This window comes from Limnohabitans sp., assembly GCF_044361985.1.
Classification (GTDB): domain Bacteria; phylum Pseudomonadota; class Gammaproteobacteria; order Burkholderiales; family Burkholderiaceae_C; genus Limnohabitans_A.
This window is the reverse complement of record NZ_JBIKHV010000061.1, coordinates 1-15,426: the sequence shown is the minus strand read 5'-3', so window position 1 is coordinate 15,426 and position 15,426 is coordinate 1. Positions and strand designations below refer to the sequence as shown.

13 protein-coding genes and 1 tRNA gene are annotated in these 15,426 nt (G+C 56.2%); 3 read left to right on the top strand and 11 right to left on the bottom strand.

What is annotated here, in order from left to right; translation table 11 throughout:
- From fabZ to rpsB, 10 genes are all read right to left on the bottom strand, one after another.
- Positions 1 to 370, bottom strand: a 370-nt coding sequence (fabZ, locus tag ACIQ3A_RS10640; RefSeq protein ID WP_396431717.1) for a 3-hydroxyacyl-ACP dehydratase FabZ, incomplete at its 3' end; no start/stop codon positions are given.
- Positions 367 to 1,359, bottom strand: a complete 993-nt coding sequence (lpxD, locus tag ACIQ3A_RS10635) for a UDP-3-O-(3-hydroxymyristoyl)glucosamine N-acyltransferase (RefSeq protein WP_396431716.1) — start codon at positions 1,357 to 1,359, stop codon at positions 367 to 369. The genes fabZ and lpxD, both read right to left, overlap by 4 nt.
- Positions 1,360 to 1,383: 24 nt before the next feature.
- Positions 1,384 to 1,902 (bottom strand): OmpH family outer membrane protein, encoded by a 519-nt coding sequence (locus ACIQ3A_RS10630; protein WP_396431715.1) that lies wholly within the window; start codon positions 1,900 to 1,902, stop codon positions 1,384 to 1,386.
- On the bottom strand, positions 1,902 to 4,214 hold the full coding sequence (gene bamA / locus ACIQ3A_RS10625) for an outer membrane protein assembly factor BamA (RefSeq protein WP_396431714.1): 2,313 nt from the start codon (positions 4,212 to 4,214) through the stop codon (positions 1,902 to 1,904). The genes ACIQ3A_RS10630 and bamA overlap by 1 nt, the downstream gene beginning before the upstream one ends.
- Before the next feature lie 222 nt (positions 4,215 to 4,436).
- Positions 4,437 to 5,630 (bottom strand): 1-deoxy-D-xylulose-5-phosphate reductoisomerase, encoded by a 1,194-nt coding sequence (gene ispC, locus ACIQ3A_RS10620; protein ID WP_396431713.1) that lies wholly within the window; start codon positions 5,628 to 5,630, stop codon positions 4,437 to 4,439.
- A gap of 15 nt (positions 5,631 to 5,645) precedes the next feature.
- Positions 5,646 to 6,494, bottom strand: a complete 849-nt coding sequence (locus ACIQ3A_RS10615) for a phosphatidate cytidylyltransferase (protein ID WP_396431712.1) — start codon at positions 6,492 to 6,494, stop codon at positions 5,646 to 5,648.
- 68 nt (positions 6,495 to 6,562) lie between these two features.
- Positions 6,563 to 7,123 carry a ribosome recycling factor gene (gene frr, locus ACIQ3A_RS10610; RefSeq protein ID WP_396431711.1) on the bottom strand — a complete coding sequence of 187 codons (561 nt, stop codon included), beginning with the start codon at positions 7,121 to 7,123 and terminating at the stop codon, positions 6,563 to 6,565.
- 24 nt (positions 7,124 to 7,147) lie between these two features.
- Positions 7,148 to 7,870, bottom strand: coding sequence for a UMP kinase (pyrH, locus tag ACIQ3A_RS10605; RefSeq protein WP_396431710.1), 723 nt, complete (start codon positions 7,868 to 7,870; stop codon positions 7,148 to 7,150).
- Between the two features lie 59 nt (positions 7,871 to 7,929).
- On the bottom strand, positions 7,930 to 8,823 hold the full coding sequence (tsf, locus tag ACIQ3A_RS10600; protein ID WP_396431709.1) for a translation elongation factor Ts: 894 nt from the start codon (positions 8,821 to 8,823) through the stop codon (positions 7,930 to 7,932).
- Positions 8,824 to 8,901: 78 nt separating this feature from the next.
- A complete protein-coding gene (rpsB, locus tag ACIQ3A_RS10595; protein WP_108405864.1) occupies positions 8,902 to 9,651 on the bottom strand; it encodes a 30S ribosomal protein S2 in 750 nt (249 codons plus the stop codon).
- Positions 9,652 to 9,872: 221 nt separating this feature from the next.
- Between rpsB and ACIQ3A_RS10590 the strand changes: the two genes are divergently transcribed.
- Together ACIQ3A_RS10590 and ACIQ3A_RS10585 are read left to right on the top strand one after the other, a co-directional pair.
- Positions 9,873 to 11,228, top strand: coding sequence for an amidase (locus tag ACIQ3A_RS10590; RefSeq protein WP_396431708.1), 1,356 nt, complete (start codon positions 9,873 to 9,875; stop codon positions 11,226 to 11,228).
- A 5-nt stretch (positions 11,229 to 11,233) separates the two neighbouring features.
- On the top strand, positions 11,234 to 12,724 hold the full coding sequence (locus ACIQ3A_RS10585; protein ID WP_396431707.1) for an NAD(P)H-hydrate dehydratase: 1,491 nt from the start codon (positions 11,234 to 11,236) through the stop codon (positions 12,722 to 12,724).
- A 97-nt stretch (positions 12,725 to 12,821) separates the two neighbouring features.
- Here ACIQ3A_RS10585 and rnr read toward each other — a convergent pair whose 3' ends face one another.
- Entirely contained in the window at positions 12,822 to 15,098 is a 2,277-nt protein-coding gene (gene rnr, locus ACIQ3A_RS10580) for a ribonuclease R (protein ID WP_396431706.1), read from the bottom strand.
- A gap of 18 nt (positions 15,099 to 15,116) precedes the next feature.
- Between rnr and ACIQ3A_RS10575 the strand changes: the two genes are divergently transcribed.
- A tRNA-Leu gene (locus tag ACIQ3A_RS10575) sits at positions 15,117 to 15,201 on the top strand.
- Positions 15,202 to 15,426: the final 225 nt, after the last annotated feature.

Sequence of the window (15,426 nt, the reverse complement as noted above, 5' to 3'; positions counted from 1 at the left end):
CTTTGAACTTGAAAATGCCCGCCTTCATGCGGTCAAGTTGAACCTCAAGGGTCAGCTGGTCGCCAGGCTCCACCGGGCGCTTAAAGCGGGCACCATCAATCCCTGCAAAGTAATAAACGGTGTTGTCATCTGGGGCTGCATCCAAAGTGTCAAAAGACAACAAGGCAGCAGCCTGTGCCAAGGCCTCCAGCATCAAGACACCCGGCATGACCGGTCGGTGCGGAAAATGGCCCATGAAAAAAGGCTCGTTGATGGTCACGTTCTTCAAGGCTTTGATGCGCACGCCTTTTTCAATCTCCAGCACGCGATCAACCAAGAGAAATGGGTACCGATGAGGGAGTTGCTTGAGAATTTTATGAATATCCATCATGGCTGAGGTTCCTTGTTGTTTTGAATGCTGGCCTCGAGGGCTTTGATGCGCTCACGCAAGCGTGACAGTTGCTTGAGACTGGCGGCGTTTTTTTCCCAGTTGACATTGCTGTCGATTGGAAACATGCCCGTGTACTGCCCTGGTTGCAAAATGGACCGGGTGACCACCGAAGCTGCCGAAATATGCACGTGATCTGCCAAGCGCAAATGGCCCAGCACCACCGCACCGCCACCGACAGTACAGTGCGCACCGATTCGGGCACTGCCTGCAACTCCCACACAACCTGCCATGGCCGTGTGACGGCCAACGTGAACGTTGTGCCCGATTTGGATCAGGTTATCGAGTTTGACGCCATCTTCGATCACGGTGTCGTCCAATGCGCCTCGGTCAATGCACGTGTTCGCACCGATTTCAACATCATCTCCAATGCGCACCGCGCCCAGTTGATCGATTTTTTCCCACTGTCCCTGGTGCGGTGCGAAGCCAAACCCGTCAGCACCGATCACAACACCAGAATGCAAAATACAACGCGCTCCGATCTTGCAATCTTCACCCACGGTCACGCGCGATTTGATGACAGTTCCAGCACCCACGACAGCGCCACGTTCAATCACGCACAAAGGCCCGATCACGACATCCGCAGCAATCAACGCCTCAGTGGAGATGACCGCACTGGGATGGATTCGGGGACCGTCGGATTGATGGTGTGCACGCTTCCACAGTTGGGTCAAGCGCGCGAAATACAAATACGGGTCTTCGGTGATGATGGCTGCAAGTCGATTCGACACATGCGCCTCAAAGGCCGGGCTGACAATGACGCAGCCAGCTTGGCTTTCTGCCAGGTGACTTTGGTATCTGGCTTGGCTTAAAAAACTGATTTGGCCAGGTTGGGCCGTCTGCAATGGAGCCAATCCCGAAACCTGCATATTGGCAGACCCCAACAGACGGCCACCCAGTGCCTCAACGATAGCGCCAAGCGTCAGCGACACAATTTCTACCAGGCCTGCTGCCTGTTATTTGCCCACCGAGGCATTGAGGGCCTTGATGACTTTTTCAGTGATGTCGTGCTTGGGGTTGAAGTAAGCGGCGTCCTGAAGTATCAGGTCGTATTTTTCTGACTCTGCAACTTGCTTCACCGCACGCCCTGCTTTTTCAAAGAGCATTTGATTTTCTTCATTTTTGCGAGCGCCCAAATCCTCCTGGAACTCCCGCTGTCGGCGTTTCAAGTCACGATCGACTTCGATCAACTGCTTTTGCTTGGCCACCCTCTGCGCTTCAGAAAGCGTGGGCGCATCGCGCTCAAACTTTTCAGCGGACACCTTGAAAGCACTGATGGCGTCGTTCAGATCTTTTTCCCGCTTCAGGAATTCCGACTCTAATTTGGCTTGGGCGGCTTTGGCCACATTGGAGTCACGCAGGATCCGGTCCGTGTTGACAATGCCAATTTTGAAATCCTGGGCTTGGACCACGGAAGTCAAAAGAGATGCCCCAACAACCAGCGCGGCAATAAAGTACTTGGAAAGCGTTTTCATTAGAAGGATGTTCCGATTTGGAATTGGAGTCTTTGGATTTTATCGTTTGTCTGCTTGCGAATGGGCATCGCATAGGAAAAGCGCAGGGGACCCATGGGTGAAATCCAGCTCAGACCGATGCCGGCAGACGCACGCAACTCTGCAAATGACAGTTTTTGTTCTTCCGCAAACGCACTGCCTACATCGGTAAAGCCGTAGAGGCGAAGCGTTTTGTCGTTACCAGCACCAGGGAAAGGCATCATGAACTCTGCGTTCAAAACCACTTTCTTGGGTCCACCCAAGTAGATTGGCGTTGTGTCGGTACTTTTAGGCCCCAAGGTGGATTGTTCAAAACCGCGAACACTGCCCAAGCCGCCCACATAGAAGTTCTTAAACAAGGGGTATTCCTGACCATTCAGACCCTGCCCCCAGCCCACGTCGGCATTCACTGCCAACGTGTATTTTTTGCTTAGCGGGAAATACTGCTGGTATTGGTAATTGCTGCGGAAATAACGCACGTCACCAGCAAGGCTCAAATCAGCGTTTAACCTCTGATAAGTTCCCTTGGAAGGCACCAAAGCGCTGTCTCGCCCGTCCCGAGCCCAACCCAAGGTCAGTGGCAAAGCCGTGCTGGTGCTACCAAATTTTTCTGCATAATTTTTCCAGGGCGTAGGCAAGGGCACGCCAGTCCCCTCTTTGATTTGGGTCTGCTCAGCGTTGACGCCCACAAAAACAGTGTCCGTCTCTGTCACCGGTACGCCAAATCGAATGCCTAAGCCTGAATTGACCAAGCTGTAGGAGTTGATGTCACCCAAATAAGGCCGCGTGGTTCGCTGAAAAACATCAAGGGTCCTGGAAATGCCATTTTGTGTGAAATAGGGGTCCGTGGTACTCAAGACCAGGTTTCGGTTGAACTTGCTGGTATTGACTTCAACGGCCAGGTAATTGCCTGAACCAAAAGCATTTTCCTGGCGAATACCAAAGCTCAAGGTTACTTTTTCTGCCGAAGAAAAGCCTGCGCCCAAAGAAATACTGCCCGTCGGTTTTTCCGCCACGGTGAACATCAAATCCACTTGGTCGGGTGTGCCGGGAATCTCAATGGTTTCGACATTCACATCCGTGAAAAAGCCCAAACGGTCAACTCTGTCACGCGACAGTCGTATTTTGTCGCCATCGTACCAAGCAGCTTCAAACTGGCGGAACTCGCGGCGGATCACTTCATCGCGGGTGCGGTTGTTGCCAGCCACCAAAATGCGCCGAACATACGCACGGCGTGACGGTTCAGCCTGCAAAACAAACTGAACGCGGTTGTTTTGTCGGTCAATTTCAGGCTTGACTTCAACCTTGGCGAAAGCAAAACCAAACTTGCCAAAATAATCGGTGAACGCTTTGGTGGTCTCCGCCACCGTCTCAGCGTTGTAAGGCTTACCAACGCCGATCTTGACGAGCGCCTTAAATTCGTTGTCTTTGTCGAGGTAGTTTCCCTCCAACTTGACCCCCGAGACCACGAATCGTTCCCCTTCGGTCACATTGATAGTGATGGCCATTTCCTGTTTGTCTGGCGACATGGCCACTTGTGTGGAGTCAATACGGAACTCCAAAAAGCCCCGAGACAGATAATAAGACCGCAGTGCCTCCAGATCGGCATTGAGCTTTGTTCTGGCGTACCGGTCAGACTTGGTGTACCAACTCATCCAACCGCCCGTGTCCAGATTGAACTGGTCACGCAAATCGGCTTCAGAGAACGCCTTGTTCCCTACAATCTGGATCTGCTTGATCTTCGCCGGTCCACCTTCTGTGATGGTAAAACTCAAATTGACGCGGTTGCGATCTACAGGCGTTGCCGTGCTGACCACTTCAGCAGCGTACAGACTGCGGCTGATGTACTGACGCTTGAGTTCCTGTTCGGCCTTGTCAGACAAAGCCTTGTCGTAGGGCCGACCCTCGGCCAAACCCACCTCTTTCAAGGCTTTGAGCAAGACATCTTTGTCAAACTCCTTGAGGCCAATGAACTCAACCATGGCCACCGATGGGCGCTCCTCCACCACAACCACTAGCACATCGCCTTGGGTTTCCACTCGCACGTCCTTGAACAAACCCAAAGCAAACAAGGCGCGAATCACCGCTGCGCCTTTTTCGTCTGAGTATTGGTCTCCGACACGCAATGGCATGGATGCAAAAACAGTCCCTGCTTCAATCCGTTGCAAACCCTCGACACGAATATCGCGAACTGTGAACGGATCGACAGCCCATGCAGGCATGCAGGCCATCAAGGAAATCGCCATGCTCAAAGCAGAAGTTTGAAGGTGCGAACGGATGTCAAAAAAATTCATGGAGCAACCATATAAAGATCAAGCGCTGAATGTGGATGGTCACAAACAACACAAAAACCCATGTAAAAAACTGGCCAATTCACCGCCATTGAGCGGTGCCAAAACACTTATCGCGCATTCACAAGCCAAGTCCATTCGGTCCATGGCACTTGAGCCACGATAATACACCTCGGGGGCAGGACAATTCGGGTACAACAAGCAGATTGCGGCTGACAAAATCCATCAACCCAATCTTGCAACCACCGTCCGCGCAGCCTCTCTGCTGCGTCTGTCAAGGCCCAACAAATCCTCGAGGTTTTCCGGACGAGCACTGACCACGGCATTCAGGGCTGCTTCATTCACGTGGTGAATTTGGTCAAACCGGATTCGGTGCTTCAAAAAAGCATCCACAGCGATTTCATTGGCCGCATTCAAGACAGCGCAACTGCCTGGGGTGCCATTCAGGGTGTCCCAAGCCAGCTTCAGGCCTGGAAACCGTTCCCGATGCCCGTGGTCGTCCATGGACTCAAACGTCATGGCTGCCAGGGAATGAAAATCGAGCGCGCCAGCCCCAGACACCATGCGCTCGGGCCAGCTCAAGCCATAAGCAATCGGCACGCGCATGTCAGGCGTGCCCATCTGGGCCACCACCGAATTGTCTTTGTACTGAACCATCGAATGGATCACGCTTTGGGGGTGAATCACCACCTCCAATTGCTCGGGGGCCAAACCGAACAAATAACGCGCCTCAATGACCTCCAGGGCCTTGTTCATCATGGTGGCCGAGTCGACAGAAATCTTGCGCCCCATCACCCAGTTGGGGTGGGCGCAGGCCTGGTCCGGGGTGACCTCTTTGAGGCTGGTCAGGTCACGGCCTCTAAATGGCCCCCCCGAGGCCGTCAAAATGATTTTATGGACGCGCCGCTGCCACGTGGTCGGGTCCTCTGGCAAGGATTGAAAAATCGCCGAATGCTCACTGTCAATCGGCAACAGCACCGCCCCACCCTCGCTCACGGCCGCCAGGAACAAGTCGCCCCCCATCACCAAGGCCTCTTTGTTGGCCAAGAGCAGCTTTTTGCCTGCTCGAGCCGCAGCAAGGCAGGGCGACAAACCCGCAGCGCCCACAATGGCAGCCATAACCGCGTCAACTTGAGGCGCTGCTGCAACCTCATCCAAAGCCGCAGCGCCCCACCTGACCACTGTTTTCAAACCCTCAGATCCAAGTTTTTCGGCCAATAAGCGGGCCGCACCCTCATGGACCATCACAGCCACTTCAGGCTTGAATTGGGCACATTGCGCAAACATCAAATCGACCTGGGTCGAGGCCGTCAAGGCGTACACAGCAAATTGCTGCGGGTGTCTGGCCAACACGTCCAGCGTGCTTTTGCCGATCGAGCCCGTACTGCCCAAGATGGTGATGCGTTGAATCGATTGCATGAATGGCCTCTTATCTCAGATCCAGAAAACCAGCATCATGGCCAAAGGCAAGGTGGGCAATAAAGCATCCACGCGGTCCAAAACACCGCCATGTCCCGGCAGCAGGCCCGAGCTGTCTTTCATGCCGGCACTTCGCTTGACCAGCGACTCGACCAAATCACCCACCACACTCATGGCAGACATGAACAACAAAGCCGGCAAAGCGACGAACCAGCCTTTGGCAAACAACAATGAATAAAAGCTCAAATTGGACAGCGCCCAACGGCGATCAACCTCAGCCCAAATAAAGGCCACCACCAGAACCCCCAACATGCCGCCAAAAACGCCTTCCCAACTTTTGCCAGGACTGATGCTGGCCGCCAGCTTGGTTTTAATCCAGCGTCCGCCCAGCGCCTTGCCACAAAAATAGGCAAAGACATCGGCCGCCCAGACCAGCACCAAAACAGACAACAGAAAATTGACCCCCCTCTGATGCGCCTGTGCCATGGCAACCCAAGCCAAGGTCAAAAGCACCAAACCTGCGACCCAGCGCACAGAGCGTGGCCAAAGCCCCCAGCCAGACACACCGCGCTGAAGCATCCATGCCCCCAGCAACACCCAAGTGGCACCAGCGATCAACCAAACCAGCGGTGGTGTGCGCTGCACCCAACCCATCTGTTCAGCCACTGCGCAAGCCACCAAGCAAATCACTGCGCCGGCCCAAACCGCCCAGGAAGGCATGGCGTTTAACCTGCCCCACTCCCAGGCGCCAGCGGCGATCAGGACCACGGTCAAGCCCATGAAGGGCCATGGATTTGTGGCACACAAGGCAGGGAGCAGCAAGCCCAGCAGGACGAGTGCGGTAACAACTCTTTGTTTGAGCAAGGCTTCTCCAGAAAAAAAGGCCGCCAGGGGGCGGCCTTTCAGGCCGCAGAAACCACGGCGGGGAACACTTAAACCGCCATGATTTCTTGCTCTTTGGCGGTCACCAACTGGTCTATCTCGGTCATTCGCCGGTCAGTCAATTTTTGGGTATCGGCGTCTGCACGTTTTTGGTCGTCCTCAGAAACCTCTTTGTCCTTGACCAGTTTTTTGACTGCTTCATTGGCATCACGGCGCAAATTTCGGATGGCAATCTTGGCATTTTCACCTTCAGTGCGTGCCAACTTGGTCATTTCCTTTCGCCGCTCTTCGCTCATGGCGGGCATCGGGACGCGAATCAAGTCACCCATGGAGGCAGGGTTCAGGCCCAGTTCGCTTTCACGGATGGCTTTTTCGATCTTTGCACCCATGCCCTTTTCCCAAGGCTGAACGCTGATGGTGCGCGAGTCCATCAAGGACACATTCGCCACCTGTGAAAGGGGCAGCATGGCACCGTAATAGTCGACCTGGATGGTGTCCAGCAAAGCCGGATTGGCGCGACCCGTGCGAATACGGGTCAGGTTGTTTTTAAAAGCCGCAATGGATTGCTCCATTTTGGTTTCACTTGTTTTCTTAATGTCTGCAATGGTCATGGGGTTCTCCTCGTCAGAACGGTTTCAAGCGTAAACCAGCGTGCCTTCGTCTTCGCCCATCACAACGCGCTTCAAGGCGCCGTTCTTGATGATTGAAAATACCTTGATCGGTAGTTTCTGATCGCGGCACAAGGCAAAAGCTGTGGCATCCATGATGCCCAAATTGCGTGAAATGGCTTCGTCGAAACTGATGGTGGTGTAGCGGGTAGCCTGTGGGTCTTTTTTCGGATCAGCCGTGTACACGCCATCCACCTTGGTGGCCTTCAGAACCATCTCAGCGCCAATTTCGGCACCACGCAAGGCCGCAGCCGTGTCGGTCGTGAAAAATGGGTTGCCTGTTCCCGCCGCGAACACCACCACTTTGCCTTCTTCAAGATATTGCAAAGCTTTGGGGCGAACATAAGGCTCCACGACCTGGTCGATGCCAATGGCCGACATGACGCGCGCCGTCAGGCCCGCCTTATCGAGCGCATCGGCCAAGGCCAAGGAATTCATGACCGTGGCCAGCATGCCCATGTAGTCGGCGGTGGCTCGGTCCATGCCCACAGCGCCACCTGCAACACCCCTAAAGATGTTGCCACCACCAATCACCACAGCCACCTGAACGCCCAGTCGATTGATCTCGGCAATTTCTTGGGCCATGCGCACAATCGTGGCGCGGTTAATGCCAAAAGCATCGTCCCCCATCAAGGCCTCACCCGACAGCTTGAGCAGAATGCGCTTGAAGGCTGGTTTGGCTGAAGACATGTTGGACTCCTTGGATATCAGTGGGGACGATGGGATGGCAACACAAGCGTTGAATGGACTCAGACTGCGCCTTGGGCAGCAGCCACTTGTGCCGCCACTTCAGCCGCAAAGTCGTCCACTTTCTTTTCAATGCCTTCGCCTACGACATACAGGGTGAAAGACTTCACGCTGGTACCCGCGGCTTTGAGCATTTGCTCAACAGTTTGCTTGTCATTCTTGACGAAAGACTGGTTGAACAAAGACACTTCTTTGAGGTACTTTTGAACTGAGCCTTCGACCATTTTGGTCACGATGTCAGCAGGCTTGCCTGACTCGGCAGCTTTGGCTGCAGCCACCGAACGCTCTTTTTCGATCAAGTCGGCAGGCACTTCGGCGCTGGTCAGGGAGACAGGCTTCATGGCAGCGACGTGCATGGCAACGTCTTTAGCGGCAGTTTCGTCACCTTCAAATTCGACCAGAACACCGATGCGGGTGCCGTGCAAATAATGGGCGATCTTTGCGCCACTGGCAGCACGCTTGAAGCGGCGGAAGCTCATGTTCTCGCCAATTTTTCCGATCAGTCCTTTGCGCACATCTTCCAGCGTAGGGCCGAAGCTGTCCTGGCTGTAAGGCAATGCGCCCAGTGCGGCAAGGTCAGCCGGGTTGTGGTCTGCAACCAATTTGGCGGCAGCATTGGCCAAGGCTAAAAAACTGTCGTTTTTGGTCACAAAGTCGGTTTCGCAGTTGACTTCGATCATGCCACCTGTGGTGCCATTGACAAAACAGGTGACCACGCCTTCGGCGGTCACGCGCGACGCGGCCTTGCCGGCCTTGGTGCCCAACTTGACACGCAACAATTCTTCCGCCTTGACCATGTCGCCTTCAGCTTCGGTCAAGGCTTTTTTGCACTCCATCATTGGGGCATCGGTTTTTGCACGCAGTTCAGCGACCATGCTTGCGTTGATTACAACCATTTGATTTCTCCGTATTCAGTCTAAAAGTCAGATTAAAAAAAAGGGGCCACAAAGCCCCTTTCATCGCGTTTTGGGGAATCAAGCCGAAGCGTTGTCCGCTTCAACGAATTCGTCAGCACCTTCGGTGACAGCCTTGACCACATCGTTGACCGCATTGGCGCGGCCTTCAATGATGGCGTCGGCAATGCCACGGGCGTACAAAGCAACAGCCTTGGCCGAGTCATCGTTGCCGGGAATGATGTAGTCGATGCCTTCTGGCGAGTGGTTGGAGTCGACCACACCGATCAGTGGAATGCCCAACTTTTTGGCTTCCGAGATGGCGATTTTGTGGTAACCCACGTCGATCACAAAAATGGCGTCAGGCAAGGCCGCCATGTCCTGAATGCCACCGATGTCTTTTTCGAGCTTTTCCATCTCGCGCTTGAACATCAGTTGTTCTTTTTTGCTCAGGCTTTCAAGGCCGACTTCTTGCTGCGCCTTCATGTCCTTCAGACGTTTGATCGAAGTTTTGACAGTTTTGAAGTTGGTGAGCATGCCGCCCAACCAGCGCTGATCGACGAATGGAACACCTGCGCGCTTGGCTTCAGCAGCCACCAGGTCACGGGCTTGGCGCTTCGTGCCCACCATCAGGATGTTGCCGCGGTTGGCAGACAACTGTTTGGCGAACTTGATCGCGTCCTGGAACATCGGTAACGATTTTTCCAGGTTGATGATGTGGATTTTGTTGCGATGACCAAAGATGAACGGGGCCATCTTGGGGTTCCAGAAGCGTGTTTGGTGGCCGAAGTGGACACCGGCTTCCAGCATTTCGCGCATGGTAACGGACATAAAAGTACTCCAAAGGTTAGGTCTAAAATCCGATCCACTGATCTCGCTCAGCCTAAAAACTGAGCGAAACACCTTGACGGGACGGATTCGCGGATGAACTTCGCTTGATCAGGATCACTGCTTGAGCATCTGTTTTCACATGACACGCCCAAGACAGCGCTTTCACTCTGCAAAGCCTTAGGATTGTAGCATCCCGTCCCCACCCAAGAGAGCCCTCGCCCATGAACGCTGACCTGATCGCCACCCGTCAAGCCATTCTGGATGGCACGCGCCATCCCCAGTCCGTCGCCGAAGACTGCCTCGCGCTCGCGCAGAGCCAAGCTTGCCAACATGTTTTCATTCAACTCGACCCCGATCAGCTTCAAGGCACAGCGTCCAGCGCGGGCGTAGAAAAAAGACCGCTCGCGGGACTGTCGGTGTCGATCAAGGACCTCTTTGACGTACAAGGACAGATCACAGCAGCCGGCTCGGTGGTGTTGAAAAACCAGCCTATTGCATTGAGCGACGCTGTGGCTGTTGCTCGGTTGCGGGCTGCTGGTGCCGGGCTGATTGGACGCACCAACATGGTCGAATTTGCCTTTTCGGGTGTTGGCATCAACCCGCACCATGGCACACCGGCCGCCTGGGATGCCTTGACCGACACCCCCGTAGGCAGCCCCGAAGTGCCCCACGCGCCGGGTGGCTCCAGTTCAGGGGCTGCCGTGTCGGTCGCGACAGGCGCTGCATTCATTGGCCTGGGTTCTGACACCGGCGGATCCATCCGCATCCCGGCCGCCCTGAACGGCATCGTTGGGTTCAAGAACACCGCCAGACGTGTGCCCACTCAGGGCGCCCTGCCCTTGTCCACCACACTGGACACGGTTTGTGCCATGACCCGCACGGTCCGGGACACTGTTTTGGCGCATGAAATCCTGTCAGGCAGAAAAGTACCCACAGCGCACAAACCTTTGTCAGCCTATCGGTTGGCTGTTGCCCAGAATGTCATGCAGGACAGCATGGACAGCGGTGTCACCCGGGCTTTTGAACGCAGCCTGAAGAACTTGCGCGCCGCTGGTGCTCAGATTGAAGAAATTCCATTGACCGAACTTCTGGACATCGGTCCCATGATGGCCACTGGCGGCTTCAGCCCCGCCGAGAGTTTTGCCTGGCACCGCGACTTGCTCGCCCAACACGCAGACCAGTATGACCCCAGGGTGGCCCAGCGCATTCAACGTGGCGCTCAAATAACGGCCTGCGATTACATCCACTTGCAAAGCGCCCGCACCGCATGGATTCGCCGGATGGAAAGCAGGCTGCAGCGCTTTGACGCCGTCCTTTCGCCGACCACACCCATCACCGCCCCCCGCGTGAGCGATCTTGCGCCAGGTGCGGAGCGCGACGACGCCTTCTTCCGGGTAAATGCCTTGCTTTTACGCAACCCCAGTGCGATCAATACGCTGGACGGTTGCGCCATTTCATTGCCCTGCCATGTCCCAGGTGAGTTGCCCGTGGGTTTGATGGCCTGGCATGCCGCGATGCATGACGATGCCATTCTCCAATTGGCCCTGCTGATGGAACCAGTCCTGCAAAAGCATTGAGCAAGATGGAGAAACTGTCCACCGCATCGGCCTGGCCCGTTCATGGGCGAGACAGTCTTCGCCTACTGGAAGCCAAACTGCAGGATCAAAGTCCTGTCCCGCTCATGCAAAGAGCCGGCTTGGCAACCGCCCAATTGGCTCTGGCCATGGCACCGCATAGCCAACACATCTGGGTCGCAGCAGGTCCTGGCAACAATGGCGGCGACGGCCTGGAGGCTGCGCTGCATCTGCACCACTGGGGCAAGTCGGTCCGGGTCAGTTTCATGGGGCAAGCCTCAAAGCTTCCAACTGACGCGCAGCAAGCCTTGAAACGGGCACAAGCGTCAGGCGTGCACATCTCATCGGAACTGCCGATTGCGTGGCTGCAAGAATTGGGGCCATTGGACCTTTGCATCGATGCACTGTTAGGCCTCGGGGCCAACCGGCCGCTCAGCGCCCCCATGCAAAGCTGGGTACAAAGCATCAACCACTCCCGGGCCCAGGTCTTGGCCATCGACGCGCCCACTGGACTGGACCCGGATTCAGGTCAACTGCTGGGTTCAGAAACCGACACCCGCATGCATGTTCAAGCCGACCAGACCCTCACGTTCATTGCCGCCAAAGCGGGACTCTTCATGGGACATGGCCGGGATGCTTGCGGGCAAATTTGGCTGGAAAGCCTGGGCTTTGACCCATGGGCCAGCGACTTTCCACCGCAAGCCTGCCTGAACACCGTCCAGCCGCCGGCCATCAAAACCCACGCCAGCCACAAAGGCAGTCATGGCGATGTCGCTGTGATCGGCGGTGAAGCCATGGCCTCGCGCGGAATGGGCATGACGGGGGCTGCCGTTCTGGCGGCCTCAGCCGCCTTGCACGCCGGAGCGGGGCGCGTCATCTTGAGTCTGCTTTCCGGCCAAGCCACAGATGGCGCCCCTCCAGACCTGATGCAACGCGATTGGCAGCAGCTGGATTTAGAGCACATGCATGTGGTGTGCGGTTGCGGCGGCGGGCAAGCAGTGCTGTCGGTCATGCCCGAGGTGTTGCGACGAAGTGCCCAGTTGGTGCTGGATGCCGATGGCCTGAATGCCTTGGCGCAAAGCGCAGCACTGCAAGGGCTTATGCGGCAGCGGGCAAACAGGCTGCCCACGGTCATCACCCCACATCCGCTTGAAGCGGCACGCTTGCTCCAAACCAGCAGCGCACAAGTGCAAAGCCATCGACTCAAGGCCGCGCAAGATCTGGCTGCCTTGTTCCACTGCACCGTGGTCTTGAAAGGCTCAGGCACAGTCATCGCCACCCCCGGGGCAACACCGCGCATCAATACCTCAGGCAACGGTCGTCTGGCCACAGGCGGCACTGGCGACGTTCTGGCCGGGCTGATTGGCGCCCGCATGGCGCAAGGCCTGAGCCCCTTTGATGCGGCCTGTTCAGCGGTCGCACAACACGGCCAAGTGGCCAATGACTGGCCAGCAGGGCAAGCCCTGACGGCCAGCCGCCTTGCCAAGCGCTTGATCTGATGAACAAACAAGGCTGAACAGCAAAAAGCCAGGCTCGAAGGCCTGGCTTTTTGACAGCATCGGGCAGGTCTATGCCGCTGGATTTTTCAGCAAGCCTTCAACGGCGCGGTTTGGTGGTCCTTGAGCCCTTTTTCTTGGCAGCGGCCTTCTTCACAGAAGCCTTGAGGGCCTGAATCGGGGATCGGTTGCGCTCTGCATCGGCCAAGCGCCGATCCTGAGAGCCAGGCTTCTTGCCGCGCCCTGCTTCAGTTGAAGCAGACACCCCTTTGTCGCGCATGGCACGCGGCACCAGGTCGTCCCCAGGATGGACCAATCTGAAATCGATTTTGCGACCATCCAGGTCCACGCGGCTGACCTGCACCTGCACCCGACTGCCAATGGCATAACGAATGCCGGTGCGCTCTCCGCGCAACTCCTGGCGCAACTCATCAAAGCGGAAGTACTCACCGCCCAACTCAGTGATGTGCACCAGACCCTCCACATACAAAGAATCCAAGGTCACAAAAATGCCGAAGCTGGTGGCCGCTGAAACCACGCCGCCATACTCTTCACCCAAATGTTCGCGCATGTATTTGCACTTGAGCCAGGCTTCCACATCGCGACTGGCCTCGTCGGCACGGCGCTCATTGGCACTGCAGTGCAGGCCTGCAGCTTCCCAGGCACGCTGGTCAGCAGCCGACATGCGCACGCGCGGTGCCTGCGACTCGGGCGAATCGCCCTTGGCCGCCCGGCTTTTCTCCAGTCGCTTGCTCAGCTTGGCGTGCGCCTCGCCTGGCACGGGCAAGCTGGGCAGCGCATAGGTGCGGCCCAACAAAATGGCCTTGATAACCCGGTGCACCAGCAAATCCGGGTAACGCCGAATCGGGCTTGTGAAGTGGGTGTAAGCCTCATAGGCCAAGCCAAAGTGCCCACTGTTGACGGGCGTGTAAATGGCCTGCTGCATGGAACGCAGCAACATGGTGTGTATTTGCTGCGCGTCCGGTCGGTCTTTGGTGGCTTGAGCGATCTTTTGAAACTCAGAGGTGTGCGGGTCGTCACTGATGCTCAGTCCCAAGCCCAAGGCCTTGAGGTAATTGCGCAGGATGTCTTTTTTCTCGGCAGTGGGGCCTTCGTGCACCCGAAACAAACCAGGGTGCTTGCCCTGCTGAATGAAGTCAGCGCTGCAGACGTTCGCCGCCAGCATGGCCTCTTCAATCAGGCGGTGCGCCTCGTTGCGCACACGGGGCACGATCTTTTCAATCCTGCCGCTTTCGTCGCACACGATCTGCGTTTCGGTGGTTTCAAAGTCAACCGCACCACGCACCGCGCGCGATGCCAGCAAGGCTTTGTAAACGTCCTGCAAGTTCATCAGGTCGGTCACGCGCTCTTTGCGCTTGATAGCTTCTGGCCCGCGCGTGTTGCCCAATATGGCCGCGACCTCGGTGTATGTAAAGCGCGCATGGCTGTGCATCACGGCCGGGTAAAACTGATAGGCATGCACATCGCCCTTGGCGTTGACCAGCATGTCGCAAACCATGCACAAACGGTCAACATCGGGGTTCAATGAACACAAGCCGTTGGAGAGCTTTTCGGGCAGCATCGGAATGACCCGGCGCGGAAAATATACGCTCGTGGCCCGGTCATAGGCGTCGATGTCAATGGCGCTTCCGGTCTGCACATAGTGGCTCACGTCGGCAATGGCCACCAGCAACCGCCAGCCTTTGCCACGGCCCACTTTGGCGGGTTCGCAATACACCGCATCGTCAAAGTCACGGGCATCTTCGCCGTCAATCGTGACCAAAGGCACATCGCGCAAATCAATGCGGTCCTTGCGGTCCTTGGCCAGCACTTTGTCAGGCAGGCCCTTGGCCTGCTCAATGCAACCCACAGAAAACTCATGGGGTACGCTGTACTTGCGCACCGCGATCTCGATCTCCATGCCCGGGTCGTCGACCTCACCCAACACTTCCTTGACACGGCCGACAGGCTGACCGAACAAGGCAGGCGGTTCGGTCAACTCGACCACCACCACCTGCCCCGGCTTGGCCGTGCCCGTTGCCCCTTTGGGGATCATCACATCCTGGCCGTAGCGCTTGTCCTCTGGCGCGACCAGCCACAAGCCGCCTTCCTGGAGCAAGCGGCCAATGATGGGCTGCTCAGGGCGCTCGACGATCTCGACGATGCGCCCTTCAGGTCGGCCTTTGCGGTCTTGACGGACGATGCGAACCTTGACGCGATCACGGTGAAGCACCGCCCGCATTTCATTGGGGGACAAATAAATGTCCGATTCGCCGCTGTCACGAATCAAGAACCCGTGGCCATCCCGGTGTCCCTGCACACTGCCTTCGATTTCTTCCAGCAGGCCGCCGGGTTGAGCTAATTTTTTGATATACAATCCTTTACTTCCTGAGGCGCCCAGATGGCGGAATTGGTAGACGCACTAGTTTCAGGTACTAGCGAGTAACATCGTGGAGGTTCGAGTCCTCTTCTGGGCACCAATCTTATCCAAATCGATAAGTCAAAAACACCATAAGCCGTTGATTTCTCATCCACGGCTTTTTTGTTGTCTGCTGCAAAACAGCAGAAAATGCGGCACGCACGTGCGCCCCAAGGGCTGCACAGCAAGCCGCCAAACACGGTCAAACGGGAATCCCCACCAAGTCGTGGCCTTCCACGCTAACGATGCGGGCGCGGGTGAATTCGCCCACTTTGAGAACTTTGCT

Bases quoted from the DNA above. Each gene is read 5' to 3' on its own strand.
- ACIQ3A_RS10630 (WP_396431715.1), bottom strand. From the start codon at position 1,902: ATGAAAACGCTTTCCAAGTACTTTATTGCCGCGCTGGTTGTTGGGGCA.
- bamA (WP_396431714.1), bottom strand. From the start codon at position 4,214: ATGAATTTTTTTGACATCCGTTCGCACCTTCAAACTTCTGCTTTGAGC.
- ispC (WP_396431713.1), bottom strand. From the start codon at position 5,630: ATGCAATCGATTCAACGCATCACCATCTTGGGCAGTACGGGCTCGATC.
- frr (WP_396431711.1), bottom strand. From the start codon at position 7,123: ATGACCATTGCAGACATTAAGAAAACAAGTGAAACCAAAATGGAGCAA.
- pyrH (WP_396431710.1), bottom strand. From the start codon at position 7,870: ATGTCTTCAGCCAAACCAGCCTTCAAGCGCATTCTGCTCAAGCTGTCG.
- tsf (WP_396431709.1), bottom strand. From the start codon at position 8,823: ATGGTTGTAATCAACGCAAGCATGGTCGCTGAACTGCGTGCAAAAACC.
- rpsB (WP_108405864.1), bottom strand. From the start codon at position 9,651: ATGTCCGTTACCATGCGCGAAATGCTGGAAGCCGGTGTCCACTTCGGC.
- ACIQ3A_RS10590 (WP_396431708.1), top strand. From the start codon at position 9,873: ATGAACGCTGACCTGATCGCCACCCGTCAAGCCATTCTGGATGGCACG.
- ACIQ3A_RS10585 (WP_396431707.1), top strand. From the start codon at position 11,234: ATGGAGAAACTGTCCACCGCATCGGCCTGGCCCGTTCATGGGCGAGAC.